This is a genomic window from Acidovorax sp. PRC11 (assembly GCF_031844105.1).
Taxonomy (GTDB): domain Bacteria; phylum Pseudomonadota; class Gammaproteobacteria; order Burkholderiales; family Burkholderiaceae_C; genus Paracidovorax.
Map to the genome: position 1 here is coordinate 19,163 of NZ_JAUZUQ010000035.1, position 12,829 is coordinate 31,991.

Below are 12,829 nucleotides of genomic sequence, written 5' to 3' on the forward strand. Positions count from 1 at the left end.
ACTCCTCATTCCACGTCAGGGACGACCATGACTACCGACCCTCCATCCTCCGCCAATGCCGCTCCCCTGCTCGTCGTCAACGGCATCGAGGTGATCTACCACCACGTGATCCTCGTGCTCAAGGGCGTGTCGCTGTCGGTGCCCGAGGGCGCGGTCGTCGCGCTGCTGGGCGGCAACGGCGCGGGCAAGACGACGACGCTGCGGGCGGTGTCCAACCTGCTCGCGGGCGAGCGCGGCGAGGTGACCAAGGGCAGCATCGAGCTGCGCGGCGAGCGCATCGAAAAGCTCTCGCCCGCCGCGCTGGTGGACCGCGGCGTGGTGCAGGTGATGGAGGGGCGGCACTGCTTCGCGCACCTGAGCATCGAGGAGAACCTGCTGACGGGCGCGTACACGCGCACCGACCGCGGCGAGATCGCGGCGAACCTGGAGAAGGTGTATGCCTATTTCCCGCGGCTGAAGACGCGGCGCACGAGCCAGGCGGCCTACACCTCGGGCGGCGAGCAGCAGATGTGCGCCATCGGCCGCGCGCTCATGGCCAATCCGCGCATGGTGCTGCTGGACGAGCCCTCCATGGGCCTGGCGCCGCAGATCGTGGAGGAGGTCTTCCACATCGTGCGCGATCTGAACGCCAAGGAACGCGTCACCTTCCTGCTGGCCGAGCAGAACACCCACATGGCGCTGAAGTACGCCGACTACGGCTACATCCTGGAGAACGGCCGCGTGGTGATGGACGGCGCGGCCCGCGACCTCGCGAGCAACGAGGACGTGAAGGAGTTCTACCTGGGCATGGGCGGGGGCGAGCGCAAGAATTTCAAGGATGCGAAGAGCTACAAGCGGCGCAAGCGCTGGCTGGCCTGATGAACTACCCCCTGTGCGGCTGCGCCGCTTCCCCCTTCTCTCGCCGTGCTGCGCACGTCGGGCAGGGTGGAGTGAGGACCGCGGCTCCATGCCCGCCTGCGCGGGCATGGACGGGACGAACGCCCCCCGACTCTGGCGGGGGGCTGGACGCCAGTGGCCCGGCGAAGCCGGTTCCACGGCGTCTGCTGGCGTGGCCTGCTCCGCGGCCTTCGGACGGGTGGCGCCGTGATCGTTCATGGGCCATGAGCCACGGACAGATCGCGGTGCTGGAGCTGCGCGCGAGGTTTGACGCACGGATGAGCACGTTGGCTACGCCACTGGTTTCTTATGACGATGGTTGCACAACCGCATGGATGAAGGCATGAGCATGATGGATTCCTACGACGCCCTCGAAACCCGTTCGCCGGAGGCGCGCGAGGCGGCGCTGATGGCGGCGTTGCCGGCGCAGGTGGCGCATGCGCGGTCGGCGACGGCGGCGTTCGCGGAGATCCTGGCGCAGGTGGATGCGCGGGCGGTGGACAGCCGCGGCGCGCTGGCCGCGCTGCCGGTCACGCGCAAGCACGAGCTGCTGGAGCGGCAGCAGGCGGGGCGCGCGGCGAGCCCGTTCGGCGGGTTCAGCGCGCTGGCGTTCGGGCCGGCGATGCCGCGGGTGTTCGCGAGCCCGGGCACGCTCTACGAGCCCGAGGGGCGCCGCGCGGATTACTGGCGCATGGCGCGCGCGGTGCATGCGGCGGGGTTCCGGCCGGGGGAGCTGGTGCACAACTGCTTCAGCTACCACTTCGTGCCCGCCGGTTCCATGATGGAGAGCGGTGCGCAGGCGGCGGGCTGCACCGTGTTCGCGGGCGGCACGGGGCAGACCGAGCAGCAGGTGCAGGCGATGGCCGAACTGCGGCCGGCCGGCTACATCGGCACGCCGAGCTTCCTGCGCATCCTGCTGGAGAAGGCGGCCGAGATGGGCATCGCGCTGCCGCACCTCGGCAAGGCGCTGGTCTCGGGCGAGGCGCTGCCGCCCTCGCTGCGCGACTGGTTCGCCGAGCGCGGCGTCGCGGCCTTCCAGTGCTATGCCACGGCCGATCTCGGCCTCATCGCTTATGAGACCGCCGCGCGCGAGGGCCTGGTGCTGGGCGAGGACGTGATCGTGGAGATCGTGCGCCCCGGCACCGGCGACCCGGTTCCGGACGGCGAAGTGGGCGAGGTGGTGGTGACTACGCTCAATCCCGACTATCCGCTGATCCGCTTCGGCACCGGCGACCTGTCCGCCGTGCTGCCCGGCCCCTGCCCCACGGGCCGCACCAACCGCCGCATCCGCGGCTGGATGGGCCGGGCCGACCAGACCACCAAGGTGCGCGGCATGTTCGTGCACCCGGGACAGGTGGCCGAAGTGGCGCGGCGCTTTCCGCAGGTGGCGCGCGCGCGCCTGGTGGTGGCCGGCGAGATGGCCAACGACACGCTGGTGCTGCGCGTGGAAACCACGGAGACGGCGGGCGGGCTCGCCGACCGGCTGGCCGCCGCGGTGCGCGACGTCACCAAGCTGCGTGCCGACATCGAGATGCTGCCCCCGGGCACGCTGCCCAACGATGGCCGCGTGATCGAGGACGCGCGCAGCTACCGGTGACGCGGGGCAGCGCTGTCCAACGCCTGCCACAGAACAATTGCGCGGAGCTTACACTCACATTTCCATAGCAACATGTCTTTGCCAGTCAATGCATCCAGCGCAAAAAATCTTAAAACCCCTCCGGTCCGGGCCTCAGTAATTACCTTGATGTAGCGCCGAAAGCCCATGACTATCATGGCGCCTCTTCACGTAAGGAGCACCATGAAATCCCTGTTCAAGACCGCCCTGCTGGCCGCTGCCGCAGTCGCCGCATTCGGCGTCCAGGCCCAGCAAGCCTTCCCCTCCAAGGACAAGACGGTCACCATCGTCGTGCCCTTCGCGGCCGGCGGTCCGACCGACCGCGTCGCCCGCGATCTGGCCGAAGCCATGCGCAAGCCGCTGGGCGGGGTGAGCGTGGTGATCGACAACGCCGCGGGCGCCGGCAGCAGCATCGGCACCGCCAAGGTGGCGCGCGCCAACCCCGACGGCTACACGCTGCTCCTCAACCACATCGCCATGGCCACGATGCCGGCGCTCTACCGCAAGCTGCCGTTCAACGTGCCCACCGATTTCGAGTACCTTGGCATCGTGAACGACGTGCCCATGACGCTCATCGGCCGCCCCTCGCTGCCCGCCAACAACTACAAGGAACTGGCGACCTGGATCGACCAGAACAAGGGCAAGATCAACCTGGGCCACGCCGGCCTGGGCGCCGCGTCGCACCTGTGCGGCCTGCTCTACCAGAACGCGCTCAAGGTCGAGATGACCACCGTCGCCTACAAGGGCACGGCCCCGGCCATCACCGACCTGATCGGCGGCCAGATCGACCTGCTGTGCGACCAGACGACCAATACCACCTCGCAGATCGAGGCCAAGAAGGTCAAGGCCTATGCGGTCACCACCGACAAGCGGCTCTCCACGGCCTCGCTCAAGGACCTGCCCACGCTGGCCGAGTCCGGCGTGAAGGACTTCCAGGTCACGATCTGGCACGGCCTCTACGCCCCCAAGGGCACGCCCGCCGAGGTGGTGGCCAAGCTGAACGATGCCCTCAAGGCCGCCCTGAAGGACCCCGACTTCATCAAGAAGCAGGAAGGCCTGGGCGCCGTGGTGGCCTCCGACCAGCGCGTCGAGCCCGCGGAGCACAAGAAGTTCGTGCAGGCCGAGATCAACAAGTGGGGCCCGATCATCAAGGCCGCCGGCACCTACGCGGACTGAAAGCCGCTCCACCTGCGGTGGGGCGATGCCCCGCCATGATCACGCCCTGCAGCGCCCCCGCGCCGCAGGGCGTTTTTCTTTCTGCTCAGTCCAGCATCTGCCGGACCTTGCAGGCCAGCGCTTCGATCGTGAACGGCTTCGCCATCATGTCCATGCCCGGCCCCAGGAACTCGCTGCGCACGCTCGCCTCGTTGGCGTAGCCGGTGATGAACAGCACCTTCAGGTCCGGGCAGCGCCGGCGGGCGACGTCGGCCAGCTGCCGGCCGCCCATGCCCGGCAGGCCCACGTCCGTGATCAGCAGATCGGGAGCGCCCAGCGCATCCATCACCGCCAGGGCCGACGGCGCGTCGACGGCTTCGTGCGCCACGTACTCCAGGTCCGTCAGCACCTCGCCGAGGATCGCCCGCAGGCCCGGCTCGTCCTCGACGAACAGCAGGGTTTCGCCGCGGCCGCGCGGCAGGTCGGCCGTGGCTGGCGGCGCGATGGGCACGGGGGGCGCGCCTTCCGCCACGGCGGGCAGGTAGAGGCTCACGGACGTGCCTTCGCCCACCCTCGACTCGATGGCCACGTGCCCGCCGGTCTGGCGGGCGAACCCGTAGATCATCGACAGCCCGAGCCCCGTGCCCTGCCCGATGGGCTTGGTGGTGAAGAACGGATCGAACGCCTTCGCCACCACCTCCGGCGGCATTCCGGTGCCGCTGTCCGCCACGGTGAGCCGGACGTAGCGCCCGGGCTCCAGATGCGGGTGCTGGTTGGCGTAGAGCCGGTCGAGCACGACCGTGGAGGTCTCGATGGTGAGGCGTCCGCCATGCTCCATCGCGTCGCGCGCGTTGATGCAGAGATTGAGCAGGGCGTTCTCGAGCTGGTTGCGGTCGCTGCGGACCCTGCCCGGCCCCGGCGCCAGCGACAGCCAGAGCCGGATGTTCTCGCCCAGCGTGCGCCGCAGCATCTCTTCCATGCCCAGCACGAGCGCGTTGGCATCCACGTGCTGCAGGTCGAGCGTCTGCTTGCGCGAGAACGCCAGCAGGCGGTGGACGAGCGACGCCGCACGCTGTGCGGCCGTGCCGGCCATCGCGATGTAGCGCTCCGCCCCCCTGGCCTCGGGCACGGGGGCGAGCTTGCGCTGCAGCAGCTGCAGGCTGGAGATGATGGTGGCCAGCAGGTTGTTGAAATCGTGCGCGATGCCGCCGGTGAGCTGGCCGATGGCCTCCATCTTCTGGCTCTGGCGCAGCTGTTCCTCGACCCGGCGCTGTTCGGTGACGTCGCGCCCGGTGGCATAGAAGCGCTGCTCGAACGGCTGGGCCACCCAGGAGATGACGCGGTAGCTGCCGTCGCGGCAGCGGAACCGGTTCTCGAAGCGCTTGGTCGTGTGGCCCGCGTCGAGCCGCTGCAGCTCGGCGATGGTCGGCTCGCGGTCGTCCGGATGCACCAGATCGAGGAAGTTGGTGCGCAGCAGCACCTCCTCGGGCCAGCCCAGCGTGGAGCCCCAGGCGTCGTTGACCGCCAGCAGCCGGCCGCTGGCGTCGCACACGTCCATCAGGTCGGTCGACAGGTGCCAGATCCGGTCGCGGTCGGCCGCCTGCTCGGCCACCAGGGTCTTCAGGTTGTCGTTGAGCAGCCCCAGTTCCCGCACGGCCTTGTCGCGCTCGCTGTTCAGGCGCTCGTGCTCCGTGCGGTCCCGCAGGATCTTGACGAACCCCTGCACCCGCCCCGCCTCGTCCCGCAAGGGCGTCACCTCGCCGCTGGCCCAGAAGCGCTGGCCGTCCTTGCGCAGGTGCCAGCGCTCGCCGCTGGCCGAGCCATGGTCCAGGGCCTGCCGCATCTCTTCCTGCGGACGGCCCTGTGCGTTGTCCTCTGGCGTGAAGAACCGGGCCGGGGGCTGGCCGAGCATCTCCTCTTCCGTCCAGCCGAGCACCGCGCAGGCACCTTCGTTCCAGCTGGTGACCAGGCCATCGAGCGAGAAGCTGATGATGGCGTAGTCGCGCGCGCTGTCGAGGATCTGGCGGTTCCTGCGCTCCTCGCGCATGCGGCCCTGCTCGGCGAGCACGAGGCGGGTGGTTTCGGTGACCACGAGGAAAATGCCCTGCACCCGCCCCTCGTCGTCCCAGATCGGGCTGTGGCAGTGCGTGAAATAGGCCTCTCTCGGCGCCCCGTCGCGGTCGGGCGTGTAGCGCGCGTCTTCGGTGTAGAAGCTTTCCCCGGCCAGGACCTTCGCGAAGAACGGCTCCAGCTGGTCCCACATCTCGGACCACCAATCGCGGGCCGGCTCTCCCAGATGGCCGGGGTGCTTGTGCCCCAGGCTCACGGCATAGGCATCGTTGTAGAAGGTGTGCAGGCGCTCGCCCCAGTGGACCATCATGGGGAAGTGGGAACTGAGCGTGGTGCGCACGGCCGTCTTGAGTTCCGGCGGCCAGTCCCGGGGGTCCCCGAGCGCATGGCGGCTCCAGTCGATGGCGCGCAGCAGGCCGGCGCACTCCCCGCCGGTGGCGGGAAAAGGGCTGCGCGGATCGGTGTCGGGAGCAGGGGGAGCGGACATGGGCGTTCTTGGGAAGCGGGGCGGCTCCGGGAATGTCCAGGGGTGCGTACGCCGGCGATACGGGATTTTCTCAAAGACCGCCGCCGGGCTCTGGAGCGGGCCGCATTGCCCCTGCACGCGCGTGGCCTGGCGACATTCCACGTGGCTTCAGGGTTATCCATCTGCCGCCGCAGCAGGCCCCGGCCTACAACGAAACCACCGCGCCCCGCCCGCACGTCCGCGCACGCGGGGCTCTCAGATCCCCGGTTTCCGAAAGGTCCTCCTCCATGTCCCTGCCTGCCGAAGCCTCGCCCTCCCGCAGCGCCCGCACCCATGCCGCCGCCGTGCGCCATGCTCCCGCGCGCCGCCGCCGCGCCGTCGCCCTGGGCTGCCTGCTGCTCGCAGGCGCCGCGCTCGCCGCCTGGAACGCGCCCGCGCGCGCCGACACCTGGCCGGCCAAGCCGGTGCGCATCGTCGTGCCGTTCGCCCCCGGCGGCACCACCGACATCCTGGCGCGGGCCGTCGCGCCGGAGCTGAGCCGCGCCTTCGGCCAGCAGTTCGTGGTGGACAACAGGGCGGGCGCGGGCGGCAACATCGGCGCGGAGATCGTGGCCAAGTCACCGGCCGACGGCTACACCCTGCTCATGGGCACCGTGGGCACGCACGGCATCAACCGCGCGCTCTACGGCAAGCTGCCCTTCGACCCCATCAAGGACTTCGTGCCGATCACGCTGGTGGCCGCGGTGCCGAACGTGATGGAGGTCAACGCCGAGAAGGCGCGCGCGCAGGGCATCTCGACCGTGCAGGACTTCATCCGCTACGCCAAGGCCCATCCGGGCCAGCTGAACATGGCCTCCAGCGGCAACGGCACGTCCATCCACCTCGCGGGCGAGCTGTTCAAGACCATGACGGGCACCTACATGCTGCACATGCCCTACCGCGGCTCGGGCCCGGCCCTGCTGGACATGGTGGGCGGCAACATGGACGTGATGTTCGACAACCTGCCCTCGTCGATGGCGCAGATCAAGGCCGGCAAGCTCAAGGCGCTGGCGGTGACCAGCGCCACCCGCTCGCCCGCGCTGCCGGACGTGCCCACCGTGGAGGAGGTCGGCGGCCCGGCGCTCAAGGGCTACGAGGCCAGCTCATGGTTCGGCCTGCTCGCGCCCGCGGGCACGCCGGCCGAGATCGTGAACCGCATCCAGCAGGAGACGGCCAAGGCGCTCGCGACGCCCGCCGTGAAGGAGCGCATGCTCGCGCAGGGCGCGATCCCGGGCGGCAACAGCCCGCAGGATTTCGCGCGCCACATCGATGCCGAGCACGCAAAGTGGGCGCGCGTGGTGCAGGCCTCCGGCGCCAAGGTGGACTGATTGGGCGGCGCCAGGCCTTCGGCCCGGTGCACTACCAGGTGACTTCCTTGCCCTCGGCCGCACTGCGGCGCAGCATGTCGATGAAGGGGGCCGCCCGCTGGCGCAGGCGCACGGCCTCGCCCGCATCGCCGCGCTCGTCCTGGTCCTGGGCGCCGCTTGCGCCCTCGCCCTCGTTCCCCTCGGCACGCCGGGCCTCGTCGGCCGCGATCGCGGCTTCCAGGGCCTGGATGGCCCCCGGAATCTGATCGGCCGTGACGATGCCGTGCGCATCGTCGGGCGACTTGCCGATCGCCTGCAGGATCTGCCGGCCGTGGGCCTGCAGCATGATGATGTCGGCGGTGGAGCGGGACTTGAATTTGTAGAGCATGGGTGGAGCGAGGGAAGGAAGGGAAAGGGGATGGAAGGAAATAAGGAAAGCGTACGGTGACGGTGTCAGGCGGCGTGCGGCAGGCCTTGGCCTTCGTCGTACATGTAGCCGCGCTGGAAGGGATAGGCGGATTGGGCGCCGGGCAGGGCGCCGGTGTCGGTGCTGCCGTCCGGCCGGATGGCGAGCATCTGGTGCAGCGCGAGCCAGCCGCGCTCGAAGCCCATCGCGCTGCCGGCGAGGTAGAGCCGGTAGGCGCGCAGGGCCTTGGCGCCGCGCTCGGCGCCGGCCTCTTCCGCCAGGATCGATTCGGCCTCGGCAAGCCGCGCCTCGAGCGCGTCGGACCATGCCCAGAGTGTGCGCGCATAATGCGGCCGCAGGTTCTCGGTATCGACCATCTCCAGGCCCGCGCCGGCCATGTCGTGCAGCACGGCACCCACGTGCATCAGCTCGCCGCCGGGGAAGATGTATTTCTCGATGAAGTCGCCCATGCCCGCGCCGAGCTGGTCGTTGTCGACGCCGCCGGCGGTGATGCCATGGTTCATCAGCATGCCGCCGGGCCGCAGCAGGCTGCGCATGCATTCGAAATACGCCGGAAGGTGCGCGCGGCCCACGTGTTCGAACATGCCGACCGACGCGATCTTGTCGAAGGGCCGGCGCTCCGTGCGCGGCAGGTCGCGGTAGTCGCACAGCAGCATGCGCACCCGGCCGGACAGGCCCAGTTCCTCGATGCGCCGCGACACGTGCGCATGCTGGTTGCGCGAGAGCGTGATGCCCGTGCCCTCCACCCCGTAGTGCTCGGCCGCCCAGAGCAGCAGCCCGCCCCAGCCGGCGCCGACGTCGAGGAACCGTTCGCCGGGCGATAGGCGCAGCTTGCGGCAGATGTGGTCGAGCTTGACCTCCTGCGCCTGCGCGAGCGTCATGCCCGCATCACGGTAGTAAGCGCACGAGTACACGCGCCGCGGATCGAGCCAGAGTGCATAGAAGCGGTCGGAAAGGTCGTAGTGGAACTGCACCTGGCGGGCGTCGCGCCCCAGGGTGTGCATGCGGTATGAACGCAACCGGTGCGTGAATTGCGGCCACCAGCCGGCAGCCCCGTGCACGGGATCGCCACGCAGCACCGCGCCGGCCGCCGCCATCAGGTCGCGCACGCACCCTTCCATGGCCACGCGGCCTTCCACGATGGCGGCGCCCACGTCGCCCACCTTGCCGCGCGCGAGTGCCGCCAGCGCCATCGCATCGCGGAAACGGAGCACCACGCGGGCGTCGCGCGCGCCGAGCCGCCGGCCGCCGGGAAGCTCCAGCGCCAGCCCGACCGGCGAAGCGGCCAGCCGCTCCTCCAGGGTGCGCAGCAGGTGGTTCATGGGTCGATTGTTCGCCTGCGCCGCGGCGCGCGCAATGGCAACTGTCTTACAAATCCCGCTTTCCGGAGAGCCTGCGGCCGCGTCTATGGCTTAATAGAGGGTTTCCATTCACAGCACGTTCCAGCAGGAGTCACACCATGGGCAACAAGATCGTTACCGAAGCCGACCGCAAGCGCACCCCCGCCCCCAAGCCGCTGCCCGGCATGTCCCTGCCCACCGGCGGCCGCGGCCAGCGCGTGAGCCTGGAACGCGGCGTCGCCACGCGCAGCAAGAAGAACCCCGGCAAGCGCTCCAAGAAGGGCGGCTGAGCCCTTTCCCGGCGGGCCGGGCTGCCGCCCTCCGGGGCCGCGCCCTGCCCCACCGGCCGCGGAGCCCGCAAAAGGCCCGCGGCAGAACAAAGCCCCCGCCAACCGGGGGCTTTTTCTTTGTTCCGCTCCCGCGGGAGAACGGTCCGCCCATGAAAGCCGTGGGCCGGGCCGCGCAGCGCATGGCTTGCCGCGCCCGGGCACAATGGCCGTCCCGCCGCAGCCGCCGGAGCCCCCATGCCTTCTTCCGCCCCGTCCCCCCACGATGCCGATGCGCTCTATGCCGCGCTGCAGGCCGGGCCCCTGGCCGGCAGCGCGATCACCGCGCTGCACATCGGCGCGGGGCACTCCTCCGTCGCGAGCGGCACCAGCACGCAGCCGCAGCTGCTGCGCATCCTGGAGATCGGCTCCCGCGCCACCGCGGTGGCGTGCCTGCGCCACGAACCGCCCACCGCGCGCGACATCGAGAACGCCATCGCCACGGTGGAGGACGCGATCGCGCCGCTGCAGGACCTGCTCGCCGCGGGCTCCACCCTGTACACCGCCGATCCGGGTATCCGCCAGATCGCGCTGCGCGCCGGCCTGGAGGCCCAGCCGGAGATGGAGCTGCCCCGGGGCGCCGTGGAGGACTTCTACCAGCGCGTAGCCGGCCAGGCGATGGCCGGGACCGCCGCATCCGGCATCGAGGGCGATGCGGGCTTCGTCGCCACCCTGGTGATCCTGCGCGAATCGATGCAGCACCTGGGCTTCGACCGCATCGCCATCCTCTCGGACGCGGCCTACTGAGACGGCAGCGGCCCGGGCACCTTGAAGACCGCCCGCGCGGCATCGGCGGCCGCGCGCGTGGCGCAGCCCTCGATGTGGTCGTTCACGAGGCCCATGGCCTGCATGAAGGCGTACATCGTGGTCGGCCCGACGAAGCCGAAGCCGCGCTTCTTCAAATCCTTGGACAGGGCGATGGCGGCCGGCGCGGTGGTGAGGGATTTCACGGCCGCCAGCGTAAGCCGCTCGGGGCGCCCTTCGGCCGCGGCCGGGGCGAAGCGCCACACATAGTGCGCCAGCGAGCCGAATTCGCGCCGCAGCTCCAGCACGCGCCGGGCGTTGCGGAGGGCCGATTCGATCTTCCCGCGGTGCCGCACGATGCCCGGATCGGCCAGCATGCGCGCCACGTCCGCCTCGCCGAAATCCGCCATGCGCTCGGCCTCGAAGTTCGCGAAGGCCGCGCGGAACGCCTCGCGCTTGTTGAGGATGGTGATCCAGCTCAGGCCCGCCTGGAAGCCTTCCAGGCAGAGCTTCTCGAAAAGGCGCCGGTCGTCGCTCACCGGGAAGCCCCATTCGTGGTCGTGGTAGTGGCGGTAGAGCGGCGTGGCCCGGCACCAGAAACAGCGCGCGGGCTCGTCCGGGGCATCCGCGAACAGCCCGTCCGGCAGTGCGGAGGCGGAAGCGACGGGCACGGGTTCGGCGGCGGGCGGAGTCGGGTCGTGGGGCATGCCGGCATTCTAGGCAGGCGGCTGCGCGGCGGCCCTGCCAGCGCGCAGGCGTTGCAGCGGGCGGGAACCCGGCGCCGCTGCGTACACTCCACCGTGTCCGTGCCGCGCTCGCCCGCGCCGCCCTGCCCTTCCTCCAATGAACCCTTCGACTTCCTCGCTCGCCGGCACCGCGCGCCTTGCGGCGGCCGGCCTCGCGGGCGCCCTGCTCGCGGGCTGCGCCCATACCGGCGACACGCTCGGCTACTACTGGCAATCGGTGCGCGGCCACCTGCAGATCATGCGCGCGGCGGAGCCGGTGGACGACTGGATCGCGCGGCCGGACACCGCCGCGCCGCTGCGGGCCCGGCTGGAGCTGGCCCAGCGGGCGCGGGCGTTCGCGGTGTCCGAGCTGCACCTGCCCGACAACGCCAGCTACCGGCGGTATGCCGACCTGGGCCGCCGCGCGGCGGTATGGAACGTGGTGGCGGCGCCGCCGGATTCGCTCACCCTGCACACATGGTGCTTCCCCGTCACGGGCTGCATCGGCTACCGCGGCTATTTCGCGGAGGCCGGTGCCCGAGAAGAGGCCGCGCGCCTGGCCGGCGACGGGCTGGAGACCGCCGTCTACGGCGTGCCGGCGTATTCCACGCTGGGCTACACCAACTGGCTGGGCGGCGATCCGCTGCTCAACACCTTCATCGGCTGGCCCGAGGGTGAATTCGTGCGGCTGCTGTTCCACGAGCTGGCCCACCAGGTGGTGTATGCCAACGGCGACACGATGTTCAACGAATCCTTCGCGACGGCCGTGGAGCGCCTGGGCGTGGCCCGCTGGCTGGCCGAGCGCGCGACGCCGCAGGCGCGCGAGGATTACGCGCGGGGCGATGCCCGGCGCACCGGCTTCCGGGACCTGACGCGTGCCGCCCGCGAGCGGCTGGCGGCGCTCTACGCCCGGGAGGCCGGCAGCCCGTCGCTGCCCGCCGCGAAACGGCAGGCCATGGAGCGCTTCCGTGCCGATTACGCCGCGCTGCGCGCGCAGTGGCTGGCCACGGGCACGCAGCCTGCGCAGATCGCGGGCTACGATCGCTGGGTGGCCGAGGCCAACAACGCGGCCTTCGGCGCGCAGGCCGCGTACGACGAGCTCGTGCCGGCGTTCGAGGCGCTGTTCGAGCAGAGCGGGGGCGACTGGCCGAAGTTCTATGCGGCCGTGCGCGCACTGGCCGCGCTGCCGCCCGCGGAGCGGCTGGCGCAGCTGCGCGCCGGATGGCCCGCCATGGCCGCAGAAGCCCTGCGCGCAGGCGCCGCGCCGGCGGACTGAAGGTTTTCAGCTCAGCTCAGCGAATCGATCAGGTCGATGTACTGCTGGCGGGCGGCATCGCCGTCGGTGCCCTTGAGCTTGGTCCACGCGTCCCACTTGGCGCGGCCCACGATGTCGGAGAAGCTCGGCTTCGCCTCGGTGTTGTCGCCCGCGGTCGCCTGCTTGTAGAGGGCATAGATCTTGAGCAGCGTCGGGTTGTCGGGACGCTCGCTGAGGTTCTTGGAGCGGGCCACGGCGGCTTCGAAAGCGGTATGCAGATCGGACATGGAAGAAGGATCTTTCGGAATGGTGGAAGCGCCATCTTAGAACCATCCCATCAGGACGCTCCGGACGGCCCCGCCCCTCCCTGGGCGGCGCGCCCGGTCGCGCTCCCCTGGCGGGAAATGCCCCGGTCGATTCCCGGAGCCGGCGGGCCCGGAAAAGCGGGTTCGGGGTGCCGTCAGAACGTTTCCCAGTCGTCCGT

The 12,829-nt window shown here is 70.6% G+C and carries 12 protein-coding genes; 7 read left to right on the top strand and 5 right to left on the bottom strand.

Going from position 1 to position 12,829, the window contains the following annotated elements; all coding sequences use genetic code 11:
• Window positions 1–27: 27 nt before the first annotated feature.
• The 3 genes from Q9R47_RS23125 (at window position 28) to Q9R47_RS23135 (ending at window position 3,667) form a co-directional block, all read left to right on the top strand.
• Window positions 28–858 (top strand): ABC transporter ATP-binding protein, encoded by an 831-nt coding sequence (locus tag Q9R47_RS23125; protein WP_311235464.1) that lies wholly within the window; start codon window positions 28–30, stop codon window positions 856–858.
• Between the two features lie 367 nt (window positions 859–1,225).
• Window positions 1,226–2,473, top strand: a complete 1,248-nt coding sequence (locus Q9R47_RS23130) for an AMP-binding protein (protein WP_311235475.1) — start codon at window positions 1,226–1,228, stop codon at window positions 2,471–2,473.
• Between the two features lie 201 nt (window positions 2,474–2,674).
• Window positions 2,675–3,667 carry a tripartite tricarboxylate transporter substrate-binding protein gene (locus tag Q9R47_RS23135; RefSeq protein ID WP_311235465.1) on the top strand — a complete coding sequence of 331 codons (993 nt, stop codon included), beginning with the start codon at window positions 2,675–2,677 and terminating at the stop codon, window positions 3,665–3,667.
• An 85-nt stretch (window positions 3,668–3,752) separates the two neighbouring features.
• Here Q9R47_RS23135 and Q9R47_RS23140 read toward each other — a convergent pair whose 3' ends face one another.
• Window positions 3,753–6,203 (bottom strand): PAS domain S-box protein, encoded by a 2,451-nt coding sequence (locus tag Q9R47_RS23140; protein WP_311235466.1) that lies wholly within the window; start codon window positions 6,201–6,203, stop codon window positions 3,753–3,755.
• Between the two features lie 266 nt (window positions 6,204–6,469).
• Between Q9R47_RS23140 and Q9R47_RS23145 the strand changes: the two genes are divergently transcribed.
• Window positions 6,470–7,549, top strand: a complete 1,080-nt coding sequence (locus tag Q9R47_RS23145) for a tripartite tricarboxylate transporter substrate binding protein (protein WP_311235467.1) — start codon at window positions 6,470–6,472, stop codon at window positions 7,547–7,549.
• Between the two features lie 31 nt (window positions 7,550–7,580).
• Here Q9R47_RS23145 and Q9R47_RS23150 read toward each other — a convergent pair whose 3' ends face one another.
• Complete coding sequence (locus tag Q9R47_RS23150; protein ID WP_311235468.1) at window positions 7,581–7,916, bottom strand: DUF1840 domain-containing protein; 336 nt, start codon at window positions 7,914–7,916, stop codon at window positions 7,581–7,583.
• A 65-nt stretch (window positions 7,917–7,981) separates the two neighbouring features.
• Window positions 7,982–9,277, bottom strand: coding sequence for a class I SAM-dependent methyltransferase (locus Q9R47_RS23155; RefSeq protein WP_311235469.1), 1,296 nt, complete (start codon window positions 9,275–9,277; stop codon window positions 7,982–7,984).
• Between the two features lie 137 nt (window positions 9,278–9,414).
• Here Q9R47_RS23155 and Q9R47_RS23160 point away from each other — a divergent pair, with 137 nt between their 5' ends.
• A complete protein-coding gene (locus Q9R47_RS23160; RefSeq protein ID WP_311235470.1) occupies window positions 9,415–9,585 on the top strand; it encodes a hypothetical protein in 171 nt (56 codons plus the stop codon).
• A 234-nt stretch (window positions 9,586–9,819) separates the two neighbouring features.
• Window positions 9,820–10,368, top strand: coding sequence for a hypothetical protein (locus tag Q9R47_RS23165; RefSeq protein WP_311235471.1), 549 nt, complete (start codon window positions 9,820–9,822; stop codon window positions 10,366–10,368).
• Here the strand turns inward: Q9R47_RS23165 and Q9R47_RS23170 are convergent.
• Entirely contained in the window at window positions 10,362–11,072 is a 711-nt protein-coding gene (locus Q9R47_RS23170) for a DNA-3-methyladenine glycosylase I (RefSeq protein WP_311235472.1), read from the bottom strand. The genes Q9R47_RS23165 and Q9R47_RS23170 overlap by 7 nt on opposite strands.
• 136 nt (window positions 11,073–11,208) lie before the next feature.
• Here Q9R47_RS23170 and Q9R47_RS23175 point away from each other — a divergent pair, with 136 nt between their 5' ends.
• Complete coding sequence (locus Q9R47_RS23175; RefSeq protein ID WP_311235473.1) at window positions 11,209–12,366, top strand: aminopeptidase; 1,158 nt, start codon at window positions 11,209–11,211, stop codon at window positions 12,364–12,366.
• A gap of 11 nt (window positions 12,367–12,377) precedes the next feature.
• Here the strand turns inward: Q9R47_RS23175 and Q9R47_RS23180 are convergent, their stop codons facing one another.
• Window positions 12,378–12,632 (bottom strand): acyl-CoA-binding protein, encoded by a 255-nt coding sequence (locus Q9R47_RS23180; protein WP_311235474.1) that lies wholly within the window; start codon window positions 12,630–12,632, stop codon window positions 12,378–12,380.
• Window positions 12,633–12,829: the final 197 nt, after the last annotated feature.

Bases quoted from the DNA above. Each gene is read 5' to 3' on its own strand.
- Q9R47_RS23125 (WP_311235464.1), top strand. From the start codon at position 28: ATGACTACCGACCCTCCATCCTCCGCCAATGCCGCTCCCCTGCTCGTC.
- Q9R47_RS23130 (WP_311235475.1), top strand. From the start codon at position 1,226: ATGATGGATTCCTACGACGCCCTCGAAACCCGTTCGCCGGAGGCGCGC.
- Q9R47_RS23135 (WP_311235465.1), top strand. From the start codon at position 2,675: ATGAAATCCCTGTTCAAGACCGCCCTGCTGGCCGCTGCCGCAGTCGCC.
- Q9R47_RS23140 (WP_311235466.1), bottom strand. From the start codon at position 6,203: ATGTCCGCTCCCCCTGCTCCCGACACCGATCCGCGCAGCCCTTTTCCC.
- Q9R47_RS23145 (WP_311235467.1), top strand. From the start codon at position 6,470: ATGTCCCTGCCTGCCGAAGCCTCGCCCTCCCGCAGCGCCCGCACCCAT.
- Q9R47_RS23150 (WP_311235468.1), bottom strand. From the start codon at position 7,916: ATGCTCTACAAATTCAAGTCCCGCTCCACCGCCGACATCATCATGCTG.
- Q9R47_RS23155 (WP_311235469.1), bottom strand. From the start codon at position 9,277: ATGAACCACCTGCTGCGCACCCTGGAGGAGCGGCTGGCCGCTTCGCCG.
- Q9R47_RS23160 (WP_311235470.1), top strand. From the start codon at position 9,415: ATGGGCAACAAGATCGTTACCGAAGCCGACCGCAAGCGCACCCCCGCC.
- Q9R47_RS23165 (WP_311235471.1), top strand. From the start codon at position 9,820: ATGCCTTCTTCCGCCCCGTCCCCCCACGATGCCGATGCGCTCTATGCC.
- Q9R47_RS23170 (WP_311235472.1), bottom strand. From the start codon at position 11,072: ATGCCCCACGACCCGACTCCGCCCGCCGCCGAACCCGTGCCCGTCGCT.
- Q9R47_RS23175 (WP_311235473.1), top strand. From the start codon at position 11,209: ATGAACCCTTCGACTTCCTCGCTCGCCGGCACCGCGCGCCTTGCGGCG.
- Q9R47_RS23180 (WP_311235474.1), bottom strand. From the start codon at position 12,632: ATGTCCGATCTGCATACCGCTTTCGAAGCCGCCGTGGCCCGCTCCAAG.